Annotated in this window: 22 protein-coding genes and 4 pseudogenes; 12 read left to right on the forward strand and 14 right to left on the reverse strand. The window is 58.1% G+C overall.

What is annotated here, in order from left to right:
- Positions 1 to 115 (forward strand): annotated as a pseudogene (locus tag LPA46_RS17860) (IS630 family transposase); the annotation flags it as partial.
- Positions 116 to 121: 6 nt separating this feature from the next.
- On the opposite strand, the gene LPA46_RS17865 reads toward LPA46_RS17860, so the two are convergent.
- Both LPA46_RS17865 and LPA46_RS17870 read right to left on the reverse strand, forming a co-directional pair.
- Entirely contained in the window at positions 122 to 559 is a 438-nt protein-coding gene (locus LPA46_RS17865; RefSeq protein WP_230893684.1) for a hypothetical protein, read from the reverse strand.
- Between the two features lie 179 nt (positions 560 to 738).
- Positions 739 to 1764, reverse strand: coding sequence for a Cdc6/Cdc18 family protein (locus tag LPA46_RS17870; protein WP_230893685.1), 1026 nt, complete (start codon positions 1762 to 1764; stop codon positions 739 to 741).
- 278 nt (positions 1765 to 2042) lie between these two features.
- On the opposite strand from LPA46_RS17870, the gene LPA46_RS17875 reads away from it, so the two are divergent.
- The gene (locus tag LPA46_RS17875; protein ID WP_330166352.1) at positions 2043 to 2621 is read left to right on the forward strand and encodes a DUF7342 family protein; all 579 of its coding nucleotides are present in this window, start codon (positions 2043 to 2045) and stop codon (positions 2619 to 2621) included.
- Between the two features lie 3 nt (positions 2622 to 2624).
- On the forward strand, positions 2625 to 3083 hold the full coding sequence (locus LPA46_RS17880) for a hypothetical protein (RefSeq protein WP_230893687.1): 459 nt from the start codon (positions 2625 to 2627) through the stop codon (positions 3081 to 3083).
- Positions 3084 to 3359: 276 nt separating this feature from the next.
- Here the strand turns inward: LPA46_RS17880 and LPA46_RS17885 are convergent, their stop codons facing one another.
- Entirely contained in the window at positions 3360 to 3617 is a 258-nt protein-coding gene (locus LPA46_RS17885; protein WP_230893688.1) for a hypothetical protein, read from the reverse strand.
- A gap of 256 nt (positions 3618 to 3873) precedes the next feature.
- Here LPA46_RS17885 and LPA46_RS17890 point away from each other — a divergent pair, with 256 nt between their 5' ends.
- The gene (locus LPA46_RS17890; RefSeq protein WP_230893689.1) at positions 3874 to 6747 is read left to right on the forward strand and encodes a bacterio-opsin activator domain-containing protein; all 2874 of its coding nucleotides are present in this window, start codon (positions 3874 to 3876) and stop codon (positions 6745 to 6747) included.
- 168 nt (positions 6748 to 6915) lie between these two features.
- Here the strand turns inward: LPA46_RS17890 and LPA46_RS17895 are convergent, their stop codons facing one another.
- A complete protein-coding gene (locus tag LPA46_RS17895) occupies positions 6916 to 7455 on the reverse strand; it encodes a winged helix-turn-helix domain-containing protein (RefSeq protein ID WP_230893690.1) in 540 nt (179 codons plus the stop codon).
- Positions 7456 to 7655: 200 nt separating this feature from the next.
- On the opposite strand from LPA46_RS17895, the gene LPA46_RS17900 reads away from it, so the two are divergent.
- Positions 7656 to 7793 carry a hypothetical protein gene (locus LPA46_RS17900; RefSeq protein WP_230893493.1) on the forward strand — a complete coding sequence of 46 codons (138 nt, stop codon included), beginning with the start codon at positions 7656 to 7658 and terminating at the stop codon, positions 7791 to 7793.
- Positions 7790 to 9109 carry a transposase gene (locus tag LPA46_RS17905; RefSeq protein WP_230893691.1) on the forward strand — a complete coding sequence of 440 codons (1320 nt, stop codon included), beginning with the start codon at positions 7790 to 7792 and terminating at the stop codon, positions 9107 to 9109. Before LPA46_RS17900 ends, LPA46_RS17905 begins: the two co-directional genes overlap by 4 nt.
- Before the next feature lie 155 nt (positions 9110 to 9264).
- Here LPA46_RS17905 and LPA46_RS17910 read toward each other — a convergent pair.
- Positions 9265 to 10556 (reverse strand): annotated as a pseudogene (locus tag LPA46_RS17910) (RNA-guided endonuclease InsQ/TnpB family protein).
- A 351-nt stretch (positions 10557 to 10907) separates the two neighbouring features.
- Here LPA46_RS17910 and LPA46_RS17915 point away from each other — a divergent pair.
- Positions 10908 to 11051 (forward strand): rubrerythrin-like domain-containing protein, encoded by a 144-nt coding sequence (locus LPA46_RS17915; protein ID WP_157575705.1) that lies wholly within the window; start codon positions 10908 to 10910, stop codon positions 11049 to 11051.
- On the forward strand, positions 11051 to 12349 hold the full coding sequence (gene gdhB / locus LPA46_RS17920) for a glutamate dehydrogenase GdhB (RefSeq protein WP_230893693.1): 1299 nt from the start codon (positions 11051 to 11053) through the stop codon (positions 12347 to 12349). The genes LPA46_RS17915 and gdhB overlap by 1 nt, the downstream gene beginning before the upstream one ends.
- On the opposite strand, the gene LPA46_RS17925 is transcribed toward gdhB, so the two are convergent.
- The 3 genes from LPA46_RS17925 to LPA46_RS17935 form a co-directional block, all read right to left on the reverse strand.
- The gene (locus LPA46_RS17925; protein ID WP_230893694.1) at positions 12346 to 12909 is read right to left on the reverse strand and encodes a hypothetical protein; all 564 of its coding nucleotides are present in this window, start codon (positions 12907 to 12909) and stop codon (positions 12346 to 12348) included. The two genes, gdhB and LPA46_RS17925, sit on opposite strands and share 4 nt — an antisense overlap.
- Positions 12906 to 13268, reverse strand: coding sequence for a hypothetical protein (locus LPA46_RS17930; protein ID WP_230893695.1), 363 nt, complete (start codon positions 13266 to 13268; stop codon positions 12906 to 12908). The genes LPA46_RS17925 and LPA46_RS17930 overlap by 4 nt, the downstream gene beginning before the upstream one ends.
- 179 nt (positions 13269 to 13447) lie before the next feature.
- A complete protein-coding gene (locus LPA46_RS17935) occupies positions 13448 to 14848 on the reverse strand; it encodes an ATP-binding protein (RefSeq protein ID WP_230893696.1) in 1401 nt (466 codons plus the stop codon).
- A gap of 455 nt (positions 14849 to 15303) precedes the next feature.
- Between LPA46_RS17935 and LPA46_RS17940 the strand changes: the two genes are divergently transcribed.
- Entirely contained in the window at positions 15304 to 15735 is a 432-nt protein-coding gene (locus LPA46_RS17940; protein WP_230893697.1) for a zinc ribbon domain-containing protein, read from the forward strand.
- On the opposite strand, the gene LPA46_RS17945 is transcribed toward LPA46_RS17940, so the two are convergent.
- The gene (locus LPA46_RS17945; RefSeq protein WP_230893698.1) at positions 15732 to 16343 is read right to left on the reverse strand and encodes a TetR/AcrR family transcriptional regulator; all 612 of its coding nucleotides are present in this window, start codon (positions 16341 to 16343) and stop codon (positions 15732 to 15734) included. The genes LPA46_RS17940 and LPA46_RS17945 overlap by 4 nt on opposite strands.
- Before the next feature lie 184 nt (positions 16344 to 16527).
- Here LPA46_RS17945 and LPA46_RS17950 point away from each other — a divergent pair, with 184 nt between their 5' ends.
- Together LPA46_RS17950 and LPA46_RS17955 are read left to right on the forward strand one after the other, a co-directional pair.
- Positions 16528 to 17115, forward strand: coding sequence for a TetR/AcrR family transcriptional regulator (locus tag LPA46_RS17950; RefSeq protein WP_230893699.1), 588 nt, complete (start codon positions 16528 to 16530; stop codon positions 17113 to 17115).
- Entirely contained in the window at positions 17112 to 18563 is a 1452-nt protein-coding gene (locus LPA46_RS17955) for an MATE family efflux transporter (protein ID WP_230893700.1), read from the forward strand. The genes LPA46_RS17950 and LPA46_RS17955 overlap by 4 nt, the downstream gene beginning before the upstream one ends.
- Positions 18564 to 18691: 128 nt before the next feature.
- Here the strand turns inward: LPA46_RS17955 and LPA46_RS19315 are convergent.
- Together LPA46_RS19315 and LPA46_RS17970 are read right to left on the reverse strand one after the other, a co-directional pair.
- A pseudogene (locus LPA46_RS19315) lies at positions 18692 to 19925 on the reverse strand (transposase); the annotation flags it as partial.
- A 239-nt stretch (positions 19926 to 20164) separates the two neighbouring features.
- On the reverse strand, positions 20165 to 20773 hold the full coding sequence (locus tag LPA46_RS17970) for a trimeric intracellular cation channel family protein (protein WP_230893706.1): 609 nt from the start codon (positions 20771 to 20773) through the stop codon (positions 20165 to 20167).
- Positions 20774 to 21020: 247 nt separating this feature from the next.
- Between LPA46_RS17970 and LPA46_RS17975 the strand changes: the two genes are divergently transcribed.
- Positions 21021 to 22088, forward strand: coding sequence for an iron transporter (locus tag LPA46_RS17975; protein WP_230893702.1), 1068 nt, complete (start codon positions 21021 to 21023; stop codon positions 22086 to 22088).
- A 16-nt stretch (positions 22089 to 22104) separates the two neighbouring features.
- Here LPA46_RS17975 and LPA46_RS17980 read toward each other — a convergent pair whose 3' ends face one another.
- The 3 genes and pseudogenes from LPA46_RS17980 to LPA46_RS17990 all read right to left on the reverse strand — a co-directional run.
- Positions 22105 to 23523 carry a hypothetical protein gene (locus LPA46_RS17980; protein WP_230893703.1) on the reverse strand — a complete coding sequence of 473 codons (1419 nt, stop codon included), beginning with the start codon at positions 23521 to 23523 and terminating at the stop codon, positions 22105 to 22107.
- A 70-nt stretch (positions 23524 to 23593) separates the two neighbouring features.
- A complete protein-coding gene (locus tag LPA46_RS17985) occupies positions 23594 to 23860 on the reverse strand; it encodes a DNA-binding protein (protein ID WP_230893704.1) in 267 nt (88 codons plus the stop codon).
- A gap of 765 nt (positions 23861 to 24625) precedes the next feature.
- Positions 24626 to 24738 (reverse strand): annotated as a pseudogene (locus LPA46_RS17990) (IS630 family transposase); the annotation flags it as partial.

The raw sequence follows: 24738 nt of genomic DNA on the forward strand, positions 1-24738 counted from the left end.
ACAGCTGCAAAAGGCACTGAGCAACCGATTCTTTGACTCACTCGACGAGCTAACAACAGCGATCGACACCGCTCTCGACAAACTCTCCGTCCCTAAAGTGAGCAATTACTTCTAGTGTCTACTATAGGTGAGCGAGTGCTCGCAGCAGCATGTCTCGGGCGTCTTCGTGTGCCAGATCGCTCTCCCGGTATGGTGCGTCAATCGCTGGTGCGACAAGCACCACGGATGTGGCGTCCAGTCGATTGACGGCCTCCCGGATGAGGGCATGATGCTGGTAGGCAGTGAACCCACGCCCAATCTTGACCCGATCCAAGACACGTGGTGCTGGGGCGATATCGTGGAGGCTGGTCGTCTGGGCGTACCGGCCAGTCCCAACCCAGGTCGCCGTACTCTCACCGCTCGCGCCCGCGAGCAACACGCGATCAAGCGTCAACGCATGCAACGCCGGTCGGACATCAGTATTCGCAGCCTCCAGCAGTTGGACTGCATCGTTGAGATCCGGGAGGTCAGCGGGCCCTGACCGGTTATGGCTGGTTTGCTGGTGTTGTCTCGGTGGCATATACGACTGTAGCCGCTGCTGTCCCGTATACGACGGCGTGCACCGTCCAAATGTCCAAACCCAGCCACCTCACACAGCAGCGTCGTCGCGAAAGCCGGGCAACGCGTTCGAATTGTCGGCGCTGGGTGCTGGTTGGTGTTCTGGACGCAGCGTACGCAGAAGATGTCCGGAACGCGCTGTCAGTAATCGTGGACAAGGCCGTAGCGTCGGTCGCGTGAGGAGCCCTTGATCGTGATGAGGTTGTAGTGCTCGAGTTTGTTGAGGTGGCGTCGAACCTGCCGATTCCCCACGGGATCGTCCGCCCGCTCCTGGTACGCCGTGTAGAGATCACTCGGCTGCATCGGCTCTTCGTGCTCGTTGACGTACGCCTCAATAATGGTGTACAGCGTGCGTTGCGTGGGTTTCAGCGTTTCCAGATTCCGATCACGCACTGCCTCACGGCCCTCCGGAATTGCCGCCCGGACATCACTCGTGGTGATTTGGTCGTGGCCGTTCCGATCGGCGTTTTTCGCAGCCTCCCGAAGCATCGTGATCGCGACCCTGGCGTCACCAGCCGCCGCATCCGCAATCTCCTCAAGCAAACTCGTGGAAACCGGATCCGGATGCGAGAAGGCGGCATCAGCGCGTGACTGGAGGATCGCAGTGAGCTCACTGAGCCCATACGGTTCGAAGTGAATCGTCCGCGTCCCATGCAGCCGAGATTGCAGCCGATCGTCGATACCCGCAAAGAGGTCTTCCTCACGGTTCGCGATCAGCACAAGCGTGAACTGTGGCATCCGCCGCAGATCATAGATGATGCCTTTGTCCTCAAGTTGGTCGGCTTCATCAAGAACGATGACACAGGTGCCATCGTAGTCGCGAAGCCGCTCAACAAGTTCGTCCTGTGGGGTGGATTGCCGATGGACGTCCAGCGTCCGACCGAGAGTTTCGAGGATGCGGAACAGCGCGCGATAGCCAGAATAATTCTGCCAGCAATTCACGAACGCCGTCTCCAGCCCAATCTCCGTCTCCTGAAGCCGTTCAAGCGTGAACTTCGTCAGATGCGTTTTCCCCACGCCAGTCTGGCCAGTGATGATGACTGGGTCAGCGCGCTCCCCGCGAGTAAGTGGCTGCAACGCCTCAGTGAGCGCGGTATGTTCGTGGTCGCGGTGCTGCAGCTCCCGTGGGACAAACTCCGGCCGAAGCACACGAGCATTCTGCAGCATCAATCTGACTGGGGAAATGACCGCCGTCGACTTAACTGGACGTGGGTGATGTCCAGAAGTCCAGATACCCAGAACAACACTGGGTGGATTGTGTCGTGTGGTGTCCGTGCTTCCTCGCCCCTCTGAAGGGAGGGGCTTCCACTAACTCACTGGAAGCCTCGGGGCTTGACCCCGAGGCGGTTCACACTGCGCGCGAGAAGAACGCGGCTCGAGATCCTTCCGGGCTACTTCAGCTGTGATTGGGGTGGTGGCAACGAAGTAGGTTCGATATGGGATTGATGGCCTCAACCTATATTAAGATGAAGCCCGAATTGCGTTGTATGACCGAAGACGAATCGAACTCTGAAGGCCTGATGGAGCGCCAGACCACGGGTGAAGACCGAGTGCGGATGACTGCCCGGCAGCTGTCGGAGCCGCGGACTGTCAACTGGATTGCTTCCGAAGCAGGGTGGTCACACGAGCCGACCAAACGCGTCCTCGAACGCCTCGTCGACGATGGCATCCTCCACCGCGACGAAAGCGGCCCGCACACGACGTACTACCCTGATTACCGTCGTCAGGCGATGCAAGAGGCGATGCGCCTGCGGGACAGCGGACACTCTGTCGAGGAACTCACGGACCGGCTCGCCGATATGAAAACCCAAATTCGGGACTGGAAGGACGAATTCGATGTCGAGTCACCGAACCAGCTTCGCGGCACACTGGCTGACGAGTCTCTCGACACTGACGAAGAAGACCGTCGCCGTGAGATCGCACGCGAATGGGAGCATCTCCAGCGTCGCATCAAAATCGTCGGCTTCGCCATCCGCGAATGGGACTTCCTCGCCCCAACAGAACCTGCTGAGGCCAGTAGCTGACGAATGTCGGTCCCACATCCAGGCGGTGACCCGAACGCGAACCTCTACGCCCAATTGAAGCGAGACGTACTCGACCGGGTGCCACAGATCACAGCCGTCGAGTACGTGCCTGACGATGTCGAGGCCAAACAGTTACGTGCGATTTTTGATCCGGCCCGGCTTGATCCGCCGACAGGCCCTGAATCGCCGGAACTGACGGTCAAGTGGTATCGACAGGACCCCCACGATTGGTTCCGTATCAACTACACTGACCCGAACACGGGCTTTCACGCGGGCTGGCATCAGGACGAGGACCATCCCGACCTCGGACACACCCACTTCCAGTACTCATCTCCCAATACGGAGGACCGCTGGGGGATCACGTTCGAACACGAGACCCCCTCCTTAATCCTCTGGGAGATCGTCGAAGAACTTCTTGAGCACGTTCGGGCGACCTACCAGGACGCGAACGAAGAACCATGACCCCCGGGACACCTCCAAAACCGCTTTGCAACCGACGAAGCGGCGGTCGGTATAGAGACTGCGGCCATCTACAGGCGGAGCAGGCCGAGTGCCTCGGGGCTTGACCCCGAGGCGGTTGACTGGACGCCAACTGTTTGGTGTTGCAGCCCGAGAGATGTCCATAGGATGGATCTTGGAGACTCCTCGGAGCATGAACTAGCGGATAACCATGATCTGCCACCGATGCAGTGCGATGCCTGCGAGGTCGCCCTGCAATCTCCGGAACGACACATGCTGTCATTTCTGCTGCTCGATCAGCTTACAGCGCCACTGATTGGCTGTGACGACCACCAACAGCAGTTCGCTAGCATTTGTGGGTACACGACGGAGGCGACGGTTGAACTTCTTGAGCATCGGCCGGCTGGTGGTGTTGGCTGTCCGAGTTGCGGTCTCGCAGCGAGTTCGCCACACCAACCGCTCATTCCGGTCGAAGACGGTGCTGTCTCTGTGCTGGCCTGTCCCGAACACCAATCCGAGATCATCAGTCGGTTCCATACGGGACTCGACACCCAGCATCAACTGACAGCCAAACTCGACACAACCGGAACTCGAAACCTCTTCTAGTTGCCTTCGGGAACTTCTCCGCTCTCAACTCGTCGGGAATTTCTGGTCTCCATGGGTTGCTTTTGAACACCATAGTCCAACGTGGGGTTGAATAGTAAATGGGAGTGGTTTTGCGTGTCTGGTGAGTGGTTGAGAGTATCAACGCGTACAGAATCGCATTCTGTGGTTGGTGCTGGCCACTCTCCCTATGAATTCGCAACCAGATCACGTCCTTGACTCGTCTGTGATTGTCGCTGTTGGCGACACAGCGTGGCTAACCACATATGTTGGGGCGCTCGAAGAACAGTTCGACGCGACTGTTCACCGCGTTTCGACAGCATCCGCCGCCCAAGAGCTGCTGCAACGGACAGCTATCGATTGCGTCGTTACTGACTACAGCCTTCCCGAAACAACAGGGATTGACCTCGTTCGCAGCCTTCGGGAGACGACCGCCACACTCCCGATTATTCTGGGAACCGCCGATGGGAGCGAGACAATCGCTAGTACAGCTATCGAAGCCGGCGTCACCGACTACATCGCTGCCACTGACCCACTAGACGAGACCGTCACCGATGCCGTACAGCGAACCGAGCAGGCACTACGGGACGCCCAACGAGCGATGACACAGCGCGAACGGGCACGACAGTTCGACGCCACATTTCACGACACTAGATCAGCAACGTGGGTGCTCGACCCTGATGGTGCACTCAAGCGCGTCAACCAGACGGCCCGCGACATGATCGATGTGGACGCCGACGTCGTCGTGGGCGATCCATTCTGGACGCTGCCTTGGTGGCTTGATGAAGGCCAGACGAGCGGTGACATCCGTCGGCTCGTCAAGACAGCGAATCGTGGCGAATTCGGTCACGCTGTCGTCACTCAGAATGGCGTAACTGGTGAGCGAGTGTTGGAGCTCTCCGTCCAACCGGTCACTGACGAACGCGGCGACCTCGTCTCAATCATCGTCGACAGCGTCGATATCACCGACCGTGTCGACCTCGAACGGGAACTCCGTCAGTCCGAGGAACTCCACCGCGTGACGCTCAACAATATGACCGACACCGTCCTCATGACCGACGAGGACGGCGAGTACACGTACGTTTGCCCGAACGTCCACTTCATCTTCGGATACACAGCCGAGGAGATCAGAGAATTGGGGACGATTGAGGCGCTGCTTGGCGACGATTTGTTCGACCGCGAGGACCTCGCCGACGATGGCGTCCTGAAGAATATCGAGACGACGGCTACGGACAAAGCCGGCCGCGAACACACGCTCTTGGTGAACGTTCGGGAGGTCTCGATTCAGGATGGCACGCTGCTGTACAGCTGTCGTGACATCACGAAGCGCAAGCAGCGCGAACGTGCACTCGCAACCCTCCAGGAGACTGCGCGAGACTTCCTGTACGCCGAAACACACCAAGAAATCGCCCAACACGTCGTCGACGATGCACCCGACGTTCTCGACCTTGATGCGAGCGCCGTCTACCTCTTTGAGGCCGATGACAACCACCTTCAGCCGACTGCGTACTCACAGGCGATGCGGGACGCCCACGGCCCGCTTCCGGATGTTCATGCGGACGGCAACGATCTCACCAGTCACAGCTTCGTCGAGAACGAACCCCGGTTTTTCGATGATATCCACGATGCGGACCGCCTCAGTAATCCCGCGACTGATCTCCGGAGTGTCGCGTACATTCCACTCGGGAACCATGGCGTGTTCGTCGCTGGGTCAACCGATGTCGGGGCTTTCGACGATGTGACGCGGGAACTTGCGGACTTGCTTGCGGCGACCGCGGAGGCAGCACTGGACCGCGTCGACCGTGAGTCACAGCTTCGTGAGCAGGACCGTGAACTCCAGCGACAGAACGACCAACTCACGACACTCAACCAGATTAACGAGACGATTCGCGAGATTGACCAGGCGCTTGTGCAATCTGAGACCCGCGAGGAAATCGACCATACGGTCTGTGAACGACTCACTGCTGACGGTCGCTTCCAGTTCGCCTGGATCGGGACTCTTGATAGTACATCGGAGGCCGTGACGCCCCAGGCGTGGGCTGGGACCGACCACGGCTATCTTGATACACAGTCGTTCCCGGTCGCCGCTGACGCCGTTGAACCGGCGGGTCGAACTGCGGCGACTGGCGAGGTGACGCTTGTCTCGAACGTCGCCGCTGATCTTCGAGCAGCCTCGTGGCGCAAGGACGCAATTTCACGCGACCTGCTGTCCGTGTTGAGCATCCCGCTGGTGTACAACGACCTCTCGTATGGCGTCCTCACGGTGTACGCGGAGACGCCGGACGCCTTCGACGAAACGATTCAGACAGTGCTCGCAGAGCTCGGTGAAACGATTGCCTCCGCAATTAGTGCAAGTGAGCGCAAGCGCGCGCTGCTCACCACGTCGATGACCCGCGTCGAGTACACCGTTACGGATCCGTCGTTCGTGCTTGCGCAACTGGCGCAGGCTGCCGACTGCACAATCACGTACGAAGGCGGCGTCCAGCAGACTGCCAGCGGGAACTACGTGTTCGTCACAGTCGAGGACGCGCCGCTTGACACGGTCGTCGACGTGGCCGCTGACCTCCACGTGATCGAGGACGTCCAGCGGATTCGTGGTGGTGATACCGGGGGCGTGTTGCGGCTCCGGTTGGCGGAACCGTTCCCGGCGACAGAACTGGCCGACCACGGTGCCGTCCTGCAGAATGCGACGGCATCGCAGGCGGGAACGGCATTCGTTATTGACGTTCCTGGGAGTGTTGAGGCCAGAAACGTCACGAAGTTCATCACCCAGCGTTTCGAGGATGTTGAACTTACGTCGAAGCAGGTGCGCGAACAGGCGTCCGAACACGGGTTTTACGCGTCCGTGCTGGATAGCCTGACTGACAGGCAACTGGAAGTCTTGGAGACAGCGTACTACAGTGGGTTCTTCGAGTCGCCGCGGACGGTGACTGGTGAAGCCGTCGCGGAGTCACTGGACATCTCCCCGCAGGCATTCTACCAGCATATTCGAACGGTGCAGCGGAAACTCTTCGCGGCGCTGATCGACGACCACGCCCCAGTCGTCACTCGACGCACGGACTGATGGCTGGATGGCGTTCGAGTTGCTCGCGCAGCGATCGCAGAATCCGGTGGCGTTTCGCAACGTCTTCTTGGATCGACTCTCGGCCGCCATCCGGTCGATGTCGCTGGCGACTGAGGCTATTATCGACGGCAGCCTGCTCACTGCCGTCGGCAGGGCCGTCCACGTCAGTCATGCGGAGGCGGGCGGCCGGGCAGTGTACGTGTCGTAGTGGTCGATGGCGTCCCGAAGCAGTGAGAGTTGGTACTGCGCGGACTCCCAATCTGCGGCGGTCCGCAGCCGCTGTTGGGCGTCCTCGACCGAGACGTCGTCCGTGACGGATGCACGAAGCGAGCGCGGTGACTCGACGTCGTATTCCGCTTTCCAGGACTGGATATCTGCTTGGATGGTTGTTGCCTGTTGGGTGAGGTCGGTTTCGGGGTTCTCGGCAACGAGTTCTTGGATCGCGGTCAGGCGCGTGTAGACCGGGTCCGGGTAGTACGTCTTGCCCCGGGCTGATTCGTCGGTGATGAGCACACCAAGGTCGACGAGACGCTCGAGATGATTTCGCGTGGTCGGCTCGGAGACGTGTGCTTCATCGGCGATCCAGCCCGCTGTCCGCGGCTCCTCGAGCGACGACGCGACCGACCGTACTCGGTCGAATCCCGTCGTTGCCTCCTTCCACCGCGAGACATACGCCGGTTCGTCGTCCCCATCATGAGAGTCTGCCATACCCAACACCACGCTTTGGAGGAACATGATATTTTCCACAGTCAAAATAATCTACTCTATCTTGAAACAGCGAGAGAATCCCGCCGTTCACGGCGGGCGTGAATCGCGTCACTTGACTGCGCAAACCACGAGCGACAGCACTCTGAATACCCAACACCAACCCGAACATTTAACATACGAGAAAACGTACTGAATAACGGATGCGAGTTGATATTGCCATCGATCGTGGAAGCGACCTCCACGAACGTGTGAAAGAGTACTCCCGCGAGAACGGGCTGCGAATGGACTTCGCTTACGCCGAACTCGTGGAACAGGGCCTCAACGCTACTGAAGAATGAGTGAGGAGTGCAAGACGCTCAAAGCGTATCTTGCCCCACCCACTCAGCACAAGCAACGCAAGTTCCACGACGAACACGAACGATACGAAACGCTCCTCCATCGCAGTTTCAACGATGGGTGCGACACGATGACTGCCGTCAACGAGGTTGTCAGCGGTGAAGACCTCAATTGGCACTCGAAAAACGCACTCAAACAATACGTTCCAAACCTCTTGGACGAAGACACGTACAACGCGAGTCAACTCGCAGACGACCACCCCATCCGTTACGCCAACACTGCAGCCGTCTTCGACCACGATGAAGACCGCCACCACGAAATCTGCTGGGAAGTCCCACTTCCCGGTCGCGGAACGAACTTCTGGATACCACTCCAGATGAATCCCGAGCAAGAACACTGGTGGCACTCTCTGATTGACGACGAAGACGACAGTGTGTGGGCTGGCGAACTCCGCCTGCAACGCGACGGAAAACGGTGGGTGTTGCACGTCACCGCGAACTACGAAGCCGAACCAGACCACTCGTGTTCGCCAGAGAGTGACGACGTGACCCCTGTCGGGTTCGATGTGGGTGAATCCAAGCTCTTGGTGGGCTGTGCCCTCCGAGACGACACGCCCGTTGATCCGTTGTTCGTGGATGGTGGTCGCGTCCGACATCTCCGCCAGAAACAAGCCAGTACTGAAGACCGATTGAAACCACGATATGCGCCGAACCTCTTGGACGATCTCGTGTGGGGGCGGTGGCAAGACGCCATCGAAGACGAAATTGAGAAAGCCTCACATCGGGCCGACGAATACGCTTCCCAGTTCGAGAACCCGGTCATCGTCCTCGAATACCTTGAGGGTATCACCGACGAGAATATTGGGAAGTACTGGAATCGACGCCTCGGTAAGTGGTTGTTCTCCCGTTTACAGTCACGCATTGAGGATAAGGCAGCGGAACACGGTATTCCTGTGGAATACGTACATCCGCACCACACGTCGAAAACATGCCATGCGTGTCAACACGTTGGTTATCGACCGCATCAAGGCACGTTCAAGTGTACGAACGAGGCGTGCTGGGTGTCGGAGTACCAAGCGGATCTGAACGCAGCAGCGAACATTGCCAACCGGCTAAATCCGTGGAGAGAGAGCCTGCCTTGGAAATCGGCAGGCGATGACTCGCCACAGAGCGGGGGCCAGTGGCAGGCCCACCAAGACACGTCACCGAGCGAGGGACTCCCATCCGAGAGGCGGGCTTCCGATGACAAGGATTCGTCTAGCTCACCAGCGGTGGGAGCGGGGGCGAACCCGGAGACCGGTGACGCGAACACGTCTTGAAACCTCAATCCAGCAGTTTGCTGGTATTCCACCTGCGGTGGAAGCCCCGCCCATCAGGGCGGGCGAGGATGTCACGTCACTCAGCCATGGCTAGCGCGACCAGCACCACATCGCCAAAGACCTCACAGAATGCCACAAGAGCACGTATCCCGACGTCAGTGACCCACCCCTAAAGGGGTGGGCTTGTCAGTGGACTCCCGTTCTGCCGACACTGGGGTGTCGGACGCCACTTCAGTAGCGCTCACGGTCATCACCCCCGACTTCAGGGCGTACTGACAGAACGCCCCTCCAGCGGGGGCTTCTGCCCCCGCTGGAGTTTGAGTGCGAGTTTCCGCGCCACATTCTTCGCCGCATTATAATCCGCATTCACCGAGTACGAGCAGTTCAAGCACGCGAACTGTTGCCCGTCACGATTCTCCTCCAGCGTACAGCCGCATTTCGAGCACTGCTGGCTCGTATACGACGGTTCGACTTTCGCAACCACGATTCCAGCCAGTTCTGCTTTATTCGCTGTTTGTTCCTGCAGTTCGCGGAATGCCCACTGCTGGAACTTCTTCCCATCACTGATACGATCGCGAATCCGCTCCAAGTTCTCGAACGCGATGTGTGTACAGCCATGCCATTGGGCTTCTGCGACGAGTTGTTTGGAACACTGATGGAGGTAGTCTTTGCTCCAGCGGCCGAACCGGTCACCGATGCGCTGAGACGTCACGTGGGCGCTCCGTGTGCCAGTCTGTTGGAGGCTGGCACGCCGCTTCTCGAACTCGCGGCGTTGGTGGTTGAGGTAGTCAGCGTTGCCGATGAACGCGCCGGTGCTGGTGGCGGCGATGTGGTCGTCGACGTTGCAGTCCACGCCCAGGACTCTCGAATCCTGGGCTTTCTCAGGACTACTCTCGTCGACCTCTTGCTCCATCGCCGCATGCAGGTAGAACTCATCTGCCTCACTATCGTAATGTACGGTACTCGTCGAAAACGAGTAATCGTCGTTCAGCAGGTACTGGCCGTGTGGTGTGCCTTCGGGATTGTCGGGCAGGACGTAGTCGCATTCGATGCGGCCGTTGACGGTGGCGAGGCTCACCTTCTCGCGGTAGTAGGTTGCAGCGCGCTTGTCGTAGACAATACTGAAGGTGTCGTATTCGGGCTGGCTGGTGTTCTCACCCGCGGCTAGTCTGTCCACGCAGTTGCCAATATCGTCGGTGGCGCGTTTGATGGCTTTTTGGACGAGGTTCGCGTGGAGGGAGTCGGTTTCTTCGCGGAGATCGTTGTAGATGGCGGCTTCAGCTTTGTTTTTGCTGGTGACGCAGGCTTCGTCGGGATAGCGCCACGCCCACTCACTAGTGCGGTTGGCACAGTACTGGAATTTCTTGTTGGTGGCGTGGAGGTCGCTCTTCCGGTCGTCGGGCACGTCAAGGCGAACCCGTACCGTTCGCGTTACCTCCCACACCATGTACATCACAGAAACTGCTACACTTTATTAATATTTTTGAAGTATGGGGAGTCGGGAATGCCGGTATCGATGGGTTGTCGCACAAAGCGCACGCGCTTCCTCCCACGGCTAAAGCCGTGGGCTTCCGCGCTGCTACCGCTGTGACCTCCCCCACGACTGTAGTCGTGGGCTTCCCTCACCGCGGGTAATCCCGCGATAGGGACCCCTCCGCGCCCGCTTTCGTGGATGCTTGAATAGTAAACCACGCTGGTTGGCGTGTGGTTCGGTGCTCAACTATCGAATATTCCCTTATACACTCATTATCCATATGTAGAGCAACCCGCACAGAACTGTCGGGACACTCACCTAACCATGAGGGACGTCAACCAGAATTCAACCGAGGAATCACCGTACGAATGCTTCGAGTGCGGGAACGTCGTGCTTGCTGAGGATAACCCTGGGCAGTGCCCCGACTGCGCGGGCGATATGCGGAACCGACGCACACCCATCGAATAATGGCCTCAACACCAACCCAGCACGACGACAACGAGACGGCCGAAGAGCCAAGTGAACCGGAATCGGCGCTGCAGACCGCACGTCGACAACTCCAGCACGCCGCCGACCACCTCGATATCGATCCGAGCATTGTCGAGCGACTCAAGCACCCCAAGAAAGTCCAGGAAGTCACCGTTCCAATCGAGCGCGAGAACGGCGATGTGGAGGTCTATACCGGCTATCGTGCGCAACACGACAGCGTCCGCGGCCCGTTCAAGGGCGGCCTCCGTTATCACCCCGAGGTCACCCGCGAGGAATGCGTCGGCCTCGGCATGTGGATGACGTGGAAATGCGCCGTGATGGACATCCCCTTCGGCGGCGCAAAAGGCGGCGTCGCTGTCAATCCCAAGGACCTCAGCGAAGCCGAGAAAGAACAGCTGACACGCCGCTTCACCGACGAAATTCGGTCTGTCATCGGACCGACGACGGACATCCCCGCACCTGACATGGGAACGGATCCGCAAACGATGGCGTGGCTGATGGACGCCTACTCCATGCAGGAAGGCGAAACCATCCCCGGCGTCGTCACCGGGAAACCACCAATCGTCGGCGGGAGCAAAGGCCGTGATGCAGCGCCAGGGCGGAGCGTCGCGATCATCACCCGTGAAGCGATCGACTACTACGACAAAGACATCAAAGAAACGTCGATTGCCGTCCAGGGCTTCGGGAGCGTCGGGTCGAACGCAGCGAAATTACTCGACACCTGGGGAGCAAACGTCGTCGCTGTCAGTGACGTCAACGGCGGTATCTACGACGCAAACGGCCTCGATACGCACTCTATTCCCTCCCATCACGAGGAGCCAGAAGCCGTGATGACTCACGAGGCACCAAAGACGGTAACCAACGACGAGTTACTCGAGTTGGACGTCGACGTGGTGATTCCAGCGGCAATCGGGAACGTCCTAACGGAAGCCAACGCCGACGATGTTGCTGCCGACATCATCATCGAGGGCGCTAATGGACCGACGACGACCGCCGCGAGCGCGATCTTCGCCGACCGAGACATCCCGGTCATTCCAGATATTCTGGCTAACGCTGGCGGTGTGACGGTGAGTTACTTCGAGTGGCTCCAAGACATCAATCGCCGCGCGTGGTCGCTCGAACGCGTCAACGATGAGTTAGAGACAGAGATGCTGGCAGCCTGGCAAGACGTTCGAGCAGAATTCGAAACACGCGACGTGACCTGGCGCGACGCAGCGTATATTGTCGCCCTCTCACGAATTGCCGAAGCCCACGAAACACGCGGCCTCTGGCCCTAGAGCAAGTTCTGCATCTGGGCAACATAGGGGCTATTGACCCGGCTTCGATGTGGACTAATCGTTGCTAACAGCGTTCGTGCGTCGTCGTTGCTCAAGTGGCTGTTTCGGGCGTAGTCACAGATGAGTCGTGGCGTCGGGACGATCCGCGGTCCCTGTAAGACTGCGTGGATGAGTGGGAAGTTCGTCCCGCCGAACTCGTCGGTGAGAAACCCGTCGACGTCGAGTTCGTTTGCGAGGACAATCCCATCGGTTTCGCCGTCGTCAAGGCCAAATGTCGGCCGCGAATCCGGGGTGTCATCACGGTCGTAGGGATCCTCGACGGTGTAGTAGTCGTGGGCCGCAAGGACGTTCGTGGCTGCTGCCCCGTGGATATCCTGATACTGGGTGAGGTCCTGAAGTTCTGCGACTACCTCTGAGGGGACAGATACGTCACACGACGTGAGCAGATACTGCAACGGGTCCGGAGCGCCGTCCGTATCGTACGCGCTATCGGCACGGGGCACAGCCAGACTGACAAGCGCGCTCGTGTCGGCGACGACCGTCCGTAGTCGGCCGGTCATCGCTCGTCGCCGGTGTCAATCTCGGTCGCATCGTCACCGTAAATATCGACGTCCGCCGGCGCCTCAAGATCCAGCGGCTCGTCCTCGAGATCCGCTTTGAGGATGCGGAGTCGCTGGGCGGTTTCAGTGCCGACCAGTTGTTTGACCGTCTCGAACTCGAGCTGGTCGTCGTAGTACTTCGTCGCGACCAACTCTTGGAACGTCTCGCTGTCGGCGGTCTCTTCGAGGTACTCGCGAATCGCTTCAACGAGCAGATCGGTCCGATCTGTGTCGAAGAGTTCGGCGACTGCGTCAAGTCGTTCGACAAGGTACTCCGGGGACTGGAAGTGCACCCGTCGTGGCTCATCACTTGCGCTCATATTGTGTGCATGTTCTGCACATAGATTGATAACCATTTCGGCAAATGCACACAGCGTGCACATCGAAATCAGAATCTGCTGCTTTGTACTGGACGTAGTCGGAGAGGCGGTTGAACGCCAACCTGTGCCCCACAATCACCAGTCCCCTCGCGAAAGTCGATCACGTCCTCAAACGCGAGTCAATTCTTGTCTGTTGCTGGGACGATGTTCGCAGGGGTGAATAGGGAGACATCATCTCGGTCTGTGGCAACCTGCTGAAGGCCAGTGGAGAAGCCGGACCGACAGAAGCAACAGTAGTGATATTCAAGTTCGGCGCCGTTGGGTGCCGTCCACTGAATCTGGCTTGCACTTCGCTCCAGATCAGCTAAATCCCCTTCGGTCATCTCACGCTTGGTGTACTTGCACTCGCCCGCGACGAGTGTCCCATCGCTGGCAAGCCCAACAACGTCCAGTTCGTGGTGTTGATGCCACCAGTAGCCGATTCCCTGGTACGTCTTCGGAATGAGTGCAGGCAAGCGATGCTGGCAAACTCGCTCGAACATCTCACCCAAGTATTCTGTGAACGTCGGCTCGACTAACTCCGTGTAGGCCTCATCACCGAGCTGCGTGAGCTTGCCTTCCTGACCGTACACATACCGGAACCAGAATTGGAATAGTGGCTCTTTGAGTCGATATCGACTCTTTCGGGTCGCATTCGGATTTGCCGTCACTGGAATATCGCGTTCAACCAGACGGAGCCGGCGAAGCTTCGATAGATAGGAGCCAAGTGTGTTCGAATCCACACCCGCAAAATCCGCGATTTCACCGGCTGCACGCTTTCCTGTTGCAATCGCCCGCAAGATCGTGTAGTACGTCTGTGGTTCACGGATTCCAAACTCAGTCCGGAGCAAGAATTCAGGTTCGTTATGCAGGACTCCGTGCTCGGAAAGGATGTGGGTCTGAATGTTCTCTTGCAGTGACTGTGATTGCGTCAGCGCCTGAAGGTAATATGGCGTTCCACCGAACACACCCCACGTCTTGATGACGTCATCAGGATTATCTGTCGGGTACAGTTGCTGGGCGTCTGTGATAGCAAGTGGTGGCAAATCGATCGTCCCTGTTCGTCGACCGTAGAGGGGGCTGCCACCACTCAGGGCCTTGTCTTCCATGATGCTAATCGATGACCCAACCAACACCAGGGTCATTTCCGAGTCCTGAAGGTGCATATCCCAGACCCGCTGAATCTTCGACGGGAGGCTCTCATCCGATTCAACCAGGTATGGAAATTCATCGAGCACCACGATGGTATCCTCTCGACCGAGTGCGCGGAGCAGCGCTTCCCAATCTCGCTGCATATCTGCTAGCATCGGGACGGTTTCACTAGCAGTTTCGACAAAGTTCGATAGTTGGGCTTCCGGGGTCTCCTCGGTCGCCTGCCAGTAAACTGCGTTCTCATGGCCGTCGATGGCTTGTCGAACAAGCGCGCTCTTGCCCAGTCGCCGCCGACCATAGACGACGATGAGATCTGCGGTCTCCCGATCGAATCGCGAATGCAGCATCTCAAGCTCGTCTTCCCGGTTAACGAACTCAGGAGAAGTCATACTCCCCGTTAGACACCCCATCAAGATAATCCTACCGACTATCTAAATCACGATTTTACTAATCACGATTTTACTATTCATCTCGGTAGCCGTTCACGGCGGGCGAGAATATCACTTGGAGGTCGGCTGTGGAAGTGTCCCCTGATGGCCGTTGTCGATCGCAGCCATAACGTCCTCTGCCGTGTATCCGAACATCACCTCGCCCAGCGGCGTCCCGTCGATCTGTGAGGAGATCGCGGTCGGTCACTGCACTCCGCAACAGAAATCAGACCTCAGACTGACTCAACTGAGGACGCTTTGTGAGGTACTGATCTTAATTCAGCGAGGGAATCCTACCGTTCACGGAGCGGAGGGTCTCGTCAATTCGACATTCCAGATGACGCCACATCATCTCGTCACCAATCAAATCAGGTTGGTCAAGAAGGCTTATAACTTACTAACTAATTAGTAATCATATGAGCCAGTCACTCTCCGGAAAGCGACCGTGGCTCGCCGCCCTGCTCAACGTTCTTGCAATCGGCTTAGGGCACGCGTACCTCCGACGCTGGTGGCGCGCATTCGGGTGGATCACAGCCCTATTCGGCGCGGCGACCCTGTTCGTCGATCCAGCAGCACTTGAGGCATTCATGCGCGGGCAATCGATCGACCTACTGTCGATCGCGCCAGTCCTCGTCGTCGGGGCTCTGAGCGTCGTGGACGCATATCTCGTGGCACACGCACAGAATATGATGGCCAGGTTTACTCCGAACCAAAGTGGAGAACTCACGCACTGCCCACACTGCGGGAAGGAACTTGACCTTGATTTGGATTTCTGTCAGTGGTGTTCCGCAGACCTCACGCACACCGAAACAGCGAGCCCGACAGAACAACCGGACAAGTACACCTAGCCGTCTCCGCTCTGCTCGACTGCCAGTACAGCTGTGACGTATTCTTCGGCGGTCTGTCGCGCCGTCGCAAGCGACGCTTCCTCATCGAAAACGACCGCCCTAGTGCGGCCTCCGTCGACAATCGTCATTAGCGCGCGTGCGGCATGCTCGGCATCTACATCGTTGAATACGCCATCTTGGATGCCCTGGTCGATTACGGTGCTGAGCATGTAGCGGACGTACTCGTCGTTCTGCTGGAAGCGTTCCCTGAACGCTTCCTTGTATGGTGCTTGACTCCGCATCTCCAGTATCGCCACTAACAGATCCAGGTGATCCTGTGCGTCGACGAGTAGTTTGTTGAGCAGTAGGTCCAGTCGCTGTTCAGGATCGGTGGTTTCGACTTCGTGGACAGTGTTCTGGAACTGATCGAGGATGTAGTCTAGAAAGGCCGCGAGTAAGTCGTCTTTCGTGTCGTAGTGGTAGTGGATGGCTGCTGTCGACTTGCCGTATTCCTCGGCAATCCGTTTGATCGTTAAGTCGGCGTAGCCGTGCTCTTGGAGAGCTTGGTATGTCGCACGCATGATCTCCTCGTTCGGATCAGCGGCAGTGCGGTTCGGCGAATCAGCCATTACGTAGTATATTCGGCGTACCCGGGATAATGCTGTTGACCTTCTCGTCAGATTCCCTTTTTCGGGTGGGGAATTTGTTTCGTTGAACGACCCGTTACCGCGGTGTGTGCGCACCTCCTCATCCCAAAGCCTTTTGACTAACTGGTTAGTAAGTACTGTATCAACCGAGATGGCCAACACCCCGATGACTGATATTCTGGAGGCAACTCACCGCGCACTCTGCCGACACGGCTATGCCGACCTCACAATCCAAGACATCGCCGCCGAATCAGACAAAAGCAAAGCCACGATTCACTATCACTACGGAACGAAAGAAGCCCTCTTTTCGGTATTCCTTGACTATCTCTATGACCAGTACACCGCTCAAATCGACGCCGCCAGCGGCGAAACACCTCTCGAGCACCTTCACTCGCTGCTGGACATCCTTCTATGGGACTCAACGGACCCCGCAAAGCAAGCGTTCCAGACCGCGATACTCGAGATAAAAGCACAAGCACCCTACGACGAATCCGTTCAAGAACAACTCATCGAATTCGACGCATATCTCTCCGACCGATTACAAGCGGTCATTGAAGCGGGTATCCAGACCGGTGAGTTCAACGACGACATCGACCCGTCGACAGCAGCTGACTTCCTCACGACGACAATCAAAGGCGCGCATACACGCCAAGTCACCGTCAACCATCCCCCTGAGCATCTCACCGTCTCAATGGCCAATTACATCCAGACCTACTTGCTTGACGACGACCCAACGGAGGCACCGCCAGCATGAGCATTCGAAGTAAGGTCAGTTCGCTATTCAAAGGCCGCGAAGAGTTCGATCTGACCGCCGGTAGCATTGGAAAGCCACTGTTCTTCCTGTCGATGCCGATTGTCGTGACGAACCTCTTCCAGACGGCGTACAACCTCGCGGACACGTTCTGGCTGGGCCAGTACAGCACGGACGCACTCGCCGCTATCAGTTTCGCGTTCCCGATGGTGTTCCTGCTCATCTCCCTCGGGATGGGGATTTCCGTTGCGGGCAGCGTGTTGGTCGCCCAGTACACCGGCGCTGGCGGAGAACGACAAGCCGAATTCGCCGCCTCACAGACGATGACGTTCGCCGTGATCGCGTCGATCCTGTTAGGTGGTGTCGGCTACTTCTTCGTCGGGGACTTCCTCTCCTTGATGGGGGCATCCACGGACGTCCTGCCACTGGCCTCCAGCTACATGGAAGTCGTCGCACTTGGTCTGACATTCATGTTCGGCTTCGCCGTATTCATCGCGCTGATGCGCGGATACGGCGACACGATTACGCCGATGCTCGTGATGTTCGGGTCGGTCGTGCTCAACATCGTCATCGACCCGTTCCTCATCTTCGGCTGGTGGGCATTCCCCGAGATGGGTATCCAGGGTGCCGCCGTCGCCACGGTCTTCTCTCGAGCACTCGCGCTCGTCGTCGGGCTGGCCATCATGTTCCGTGGACGCCGTGGTGTCGAAATCCACCTGCGAGATATGGTTCCGGAGTTCTCCTACCTGCGCCGCCTCGCTCGTATCGGCGTGCCCGCGTCTATTGAGGGGACTGGGCGTGCGCTCTCGATGAATCTCCTCTTGTTCATCGTCGCGACGTTCTCCGATCCGATCGTGGCAGCATACGGTATTGGGACGCGCGTGTTCTCGGTCATCTTTCTGCCCGCCATCGCGGTCGCGCGCGGTGTCGAGACGATGACTGGACAGAACATCGGTGCGGACAAACCGGATCGCGCCGAACAGGCTGTTACCCTCGCGGCGAAGGTCCTCTTCGGCATTCTTAGCGCGGCTGGCGTCATCGTCTTCATCTTCCCTGAACCTATTGTCTCAGTATTCGTCGGCGCAGACCAAGCAGCCGCTGGACAGGTCGTCTCGGCTGGCGCACAGTTCCTGCGCTATGTCGCACTCACCTTCGGGTTCATCGGCATCATGCGGGCGTACACCGGCAGCTTCCGCGGTGCCGGCAAGACGCTTACCGCCGCTGCGATTTCGGTGCTGACGCTCGGCGTGATTCGGTTCCCCGTTGCGTGGGTAGCTTCCGGCCCGCTTGCCGAGACCGGCATCTGGCTGTCGTTCGCTATCTCGAACGTTGCTGGTGCCATTATCGCGTACGCGTGGTTCCAGCGTGGAACGTGGCGTACTGCTGACCTCACCGAATCGAACGTGGACGTCGACAACCCTGCTGTCGACGTGTCGGCAACCGACGATTAACTGATTATGTCACCAGTAACAACAATTGCGGAACGCCGTACCAAAATTGACCGATATCTTGACGCTGCGTTAACTTCCTCCCACGGCTTCAGCCGTGGGATTCCTCCGTGGGTAATCCAGCCAGTCGGTTACCCCGGCTGTGAACTTACGGGTTCGCTGACGCTGGTTTGGTCATGTGGACGCGACTGTTCCCAAAAATCGCAGGTGTCCAGTCGTGTCCGTTCCACTCCCAGTACGCCCCATCATGCTCTCAATTCGGGGAGTTGTTGGGTGCGTCCCTCGGGCGTTCAGCCGCGAGGGCAGCAGGCCGAGCCATCGGCGATCTACAGACTGCAACACGTTCCACGCCCCTACGATGTCGCTATGCGCGTCCAACTCGCAGGCGTGACACCTGAAGTCGTCCCCACTCCGGTTTACATCCCTCGAGCCACATTCGGGACAGAGACTGCTTGAATCGGCTTCACTCACTGATTCAACCGTGATGCCGACATCCCCGAGCGTGAGCTCGAGGCGATCAAGGAGTTGCCCGTGACTCCAGAACGCGTGCGTTTTCTCGTTGACCGACGCACTCCAGTGCGAATCAAGCACATCCTTCAGGTCGCCAACGTACACGGTGCTGATGTTCCGCTCCAGCAACCACTCCGCTGCGTGTTTGACGGCAGCATCTCGAGCGTGGTCGCGTTTCCGCCCACGTTCGTCGTACCGGCGTTGAATCCGCCAACTCGAATATCGGTCGTCAGGCAACTCGGATTGCAACACGGCAATCTGCTCCGAGTATCGGTGGAACTGCTCAATCAGCGGGCGAGCGTGATAGACGGCGGTGTCCCCAGTAACGGTGACAATGGCGAGAGTATTGTTCGCGCCGACGTCGATGGCTGCCGACTGCGTCGTGTTCTCGTGAGTGAGTGTGTGAGTGAAGGCATCCAGTCGCTGTTTTTGTAATCGGTCTGGCTGTATGCGAACTGGATGCTTGACACGAAGTGTGTCGGTAGCCTCGTCGTAGACGAGTTCAAGTCTGCTATCGTCACCATCCCACTGCGGGTTGCCGCGGACTTCGAGGGTGAGGCGTTCCTGATAGTCAAAGTCGTAGCGGTCCTCAAGAACGTCGCCGACGCCGAACGCCAGCGTACTCCGATCCTCATCCCAGTTGAGGGTGTAGAGGTCGTTGCGGACGAGGCCATGCAGCTCGTAGCCGTCGTCGCGGTTGCCCCAGTATCCGGGTGGACTGGGTTTTTCGGTGACGGCTGGGTCGTCGCTGTGGTAGGTGTCGAGCAGTCCGAAAAACGACCGCCATGCTTCGGAGTTTTTCCGGGTGAGTTGCTGGCAGGCGGCTGTCCCGAGGATGGGGGCATCTTCCGTGAACCCCGGGAGTTGATGCCGTATTCAGCGACAAGCATTTTCGCCGGCAACAAGCTCCGCTTGGTTCAGGGGGTGCAAATCTCCCCCGGTCTTTATGTTCTTATATGATGAATGTCAGATTGCGTCGGCCAGTGGGAAGTCTCCACAATCCACCTGTTCACGCTCGCCTGTTACCGAACTTTCCTCCTTGGCTGGCGCACTTCTACATCGTCCCGAAGTCCGCGTTTACGTGAAGAAGGCTGTCAATCGCGCAGCAGTTCTAATCGCTGAACGGTCGGGAGATGCCAATCGTACGTGACCGCAACTAACCGCGTTCCGACAGTCACCACTGCACACGCGACGGCAGCGGTACTTCCACTCGCGCCGACCGCTCCGGTCAGCCAATATGCCGCGCCACCAAGGACGGCGCAACTCGCGTAGAAGTCCTCGAAAAGGATGAACGGCGCTCTATCAAGCAGTATATCGGCAAATGCTCCGCCGCCGACAGCGTTGATCATTGCAATTGCAACGACACCAAACGCCGAGACACCTGCATCAGTAGCGACGATAGCGCCCGTCGTAGCGAAGGCAGCGAGGCCGATTGCGTCTGCGACGAGCGTAACCGGATGAGTGTCCGGTGACTCCAAGACGACGCTCAGCGTGATCGCTAACCCGACGCCGAGTAACCCCAGTATGATCTCGATTGGGGACTGGAGAACTAATGGTACCCGAGTGACGAGCAAGTCACGGGTTGTGCCACCGACAAACGCCATCGCCAATCCGACAATAGCAATCCCGAACACGTCGAACTCCTCACGAATGGCCTTCGAGGATCCGACGAGGGCAAACGCGACCAACCCGATCGTATTCATCACCGCGAATGGATCGCCAAAGAGAATTGAAATAACATCTTGACTCACTTCGCCCACCTATGATAGTGAGTATGTTGAGTGCGACGTATCAATACACTCCCTGTGGCGAACCTTGCTCAGATACCTTGTCCTCGGTCAGATCACCGTAGCTGACAATGTGAAGGCACAAAGAGGACGTGGAGGCGCTGGGCTTGCGCGCCTGTTGGGAACCGCAACACCTACTCGGTCGCTAGTCCATATCTTCTACATGGACCGGCGTCGGTTTCTGAAAACTGCGAGCGGGCTGGTTGGCGTGGCCGGCGTCTCCGGATGTCTTCGGCGTCTCGGGTTCGAGACGCAGTCCGCATGGCGTGACCCCCCACTTGTCGAAGACCGACCGGATGGTGTCTATCACCCTGCGATTGTTGAGGGGATGGGCATGTACGAAACGACGACTATCGATGGTATCGGGGTCGCGTTGATGCACTCGTTCCCTCATCGGTTCTGGAGGGTGACCGGGACGAACAAAACAAAAGTCGTTGTCTCGTCGGACGACTCGCTGCATTTGATGGCGAGCGCCTGGGATGCCGAATCCGGGACAGTGCTCCCGACCGCGGTGTCAGTTGATGTTCGGAGTGAGGACGGTCGCGTCTCTACGACGAATCTATGGTCGATGCTCTCCCCAAATATGGGGTTCCACTACGGGGATAATGTGGCACTTTCGGGGAGCGGCGAGTATGAGGCGACAGTTCGAATTGCGCCCGTTCAGGCAGCACGAACCAAGCCGTTCGAAGGTCGGTTTACTGAGATGCGGACCGCGCAGTTCCAGTTCACCTTCGAGCCGGCGGAGACGTACGACCTCCCGATTCGCCGGCTCAGTAAGAAGGCAGGCACCCGCGGGACAGTAGACTTGATGCAGATGGACGGCGTACCAGCTCCAGTCGCGCCACCGAAAGAACAGCTCCCCGGACGGCTACTTGGGGAAGCCTCAGCTGACGACGCCTTGTTCTACGTAACTCTCGTTACTGACGAGCAGCAATTTTTTGAAACAGACAGCCCACACCTCGTTGTCTCTCCACGCACACCCTACAATCACGTTCTTATGCCGGGGATGTCGCTCTCGATGTCCGTCGAACGCGACGGACAGACTGTCGTGAAAACCGGACTTGATGGTACACTTGATCCCGACCTCGGGTACTACTACGGGACAACTGTGGATCGCGTTGAGCGCGGTGATACAGTCACGATCAAAATTGAGACCCCGCCGCAACTGTCTCGCCACGATGGCTACGAAACCGCATTCATGGATATGTCTGCAGTCCAATTCTCGGTCTGAAGACTACCAACGGGCCCTACCCGAGATACGGGGGCGTTGCGCCCGGTAATGACAGCAGCCAGAGGCTGACAATGGTGTACCCAATCATCACGAGAACGAATGGATACTGGCTTCGGATGGCGGCGATCCGGCTCGAGAAGAGATCGTACGCGGATGCGTGCGCCTCCCAGATTGCGAGCAAGTGGCCTACGAGCACGAACGCGATGCTGAGAGCAGTGAACCAGTTTGGTGGCGCGAGTACGAGCGGATTCGCGGGCGGCGACAGCGGTGACACCACTGCCATCGTCAGCGCTGGACTCAACGAGACGAGCAGCCCTGCGTAGTGGGCGAGGTGGTAGCCAGCCGCGATCGCCAGCAGTGGAGGAGCCAGCCGTAAGGCGATCGAACGGCTCGTAACGTAGGTATTAGTGAGCCGGCGAGCGATCGTGCCAGCATACCAGTACGCCGCGAAGAAGGTGACGTATCCGATAGCGAAGAGAGTCGTATAGGTCAGGACAGCGAGCGGCGTGGCTGGCATCACTGCACTAAGCGGTGACCCAACAATCGTTGTGATGGTCTGTGCGCCGGCTGTCGTTGTGATGAAACCGCTGTACGTGAGCTCCCAGATGAGCGCGATGATGAAAGCGACGTCCGAGGAATCGGTTACGACATCTGATTGTGCCAGGTCGCTTCCCGGGAGTATAATCTCCACGGACCCGTCACGTAGCTGGATAGGTGCAACCGCACCGTAGAACCGGAAGAGAACCGCTATCGGGTCCGCGTGTTCGAACCAGGCGTCGGAGCCGAAGACGACAGCGCCAGCGATAGTGTACAACGAGTACCCGAGAATAGCCGTTGTGAGCACACGCGGAACGGTGCTAACAGGGAAGATGACCTCAACCCAGACGAGCGTGAGGATACCGGCGACGGCCGGCCACCTGTCGAATGAATCCGGGTACTCGTAGAAACCGGTTGGGAGAATCGTTGTAATGGCGCGCCAGGGATTCAGAGCGGGCCATGGATTGCCGACAAGATACGCAACAGCGGGGAGACCGGCGCGAACGCCGACAAATGTGACGAGGACGGTGAGACTAGCCGATGGCAGCTGTGGACCAGTGTATCCGAGAAACACCATGAGACAGAGCCCGATCACAGCCAGCGTCTGGCCAAGGACACCAATCCACCGCCGAACCGCGGGCATTCTTGGCAGGGATACAGACCGAGAATGGAGCGAGTAAATGAACGCGCGATCAGTAACGAAGCTCGCAAGCAGTGCCGACGCACCAATCGTCGCCCCTCCCGTCGCTAAGTACAGCCACCGCGGGATAGCGAGCGCCTCACGTGGTTGCTTGGAGAGAGTCATCCCATTCGCAGCGGCGACGCTATCCGCGAGAACAGTCAGGATCGCTATCCAAGCGAGTACTTGCGCGCCGAAGCGGATGCCGAACGACGGCATCGCGTTTGAACTGGCGTCTTCCCGGGGAGTTGCTTTCTCTGTTGGTTCGTCTGCAGCAGGGTTTTCGGCGTTAGATGGCGTAGATGGCATAGAGGAACAGGAAGACGAAGTACACTGCGACGATACACGCAAGGGCCCGCAGCCGGAACGAGCCGAGGGCGTCGCGTTCGTTCGCGCGCGCATCGTGGAAGTCGGTTCGTTCAGCCTCAGTAAGGTCTGACCAGTGGTTGAGGCCCTTGTGGAGAGTGAGGCGGCCCTCAGTTGGGAACGGCTCATCACAGTACTGGCAGACCACCGGTGAGTCGCCTGGTGGAACGGCTGATTGAACAGTGGACATACCCTCGATAGATCACGTTGTGCTACCGCACATCCGCATGAAATGCTTCTGCTTCTCGCCTGGCAGCCTTGACATCCTCTCCGAATAGAATGCCGTCACATCGACGTCGTAATTGTTGATAGTTACACCCGAAAGTATAGCTAGAGGATTGATTTCGTCCACGTGTGCCCACATTCGCTACATTCAAAGAAATGGACTGCCTCCTCATCGACGGTTCCTTTTCCCGTCGTTTGTGCTAATGCGAATCCACATATTGGGCAGTCGGACACAGCCACTACCTGTCGTTCGGGGAGCGACACGAAAAAGCGGAATGGCCGCCTATCTGTCTTCGAGGAGAGAATCCCGCCGTTTACGGCGTTGACGAGACGCGTTGGGTCTCGTTCGCACACCAAAACGCCCTGCGTTTTGGGGACGGGCGTGAATCCGACAATTCCTCCACGAATCACGTGCTGACGCCGATACGGCTATTTACGTAGCAGCAACTCGGAGCATGACGTACACCGAGGCGGTTCGCCGCCACCTAAATGCACAGTATCAGTTCTGCGAGATCCAGAACGTTCGAGACACCCGCTCGAAGGGCTGTGGTGTCTCACCCAAGATAACTCCGAGTCCCCTCCCGGGAATAGGAGTAACGGCGGTGTGACCCCGCCAGTAGCCCAGTCATGCCGACTGGGCTACAAACCAGCAAATATCCCAAACCAGCGGTGCGGTGCCGTGGGAAGCCTCACCGTTCACGGCGAGGAGGAGGTCACTCTATAGTAGACACTAGAAGTAATTGCTCACTTTAGGGACGGAGAGTTTGTCGAGAGCGGTGTCGATCGCTGTTGTTAGCTCGTCGAGTGAGTCAAAGAATCGGTTGCTCAGTGCCTTTTGCAGCT

Source organism: Halobacterium sp. KA-6 (genome assembly GCF_021029015.1).
In the GTDB taxonomy this organism is placed as follows: Archaea; Halobacteriota; Halobacteria; order Halobacteriales; family Halobacteriaceae; genus Halobacterium.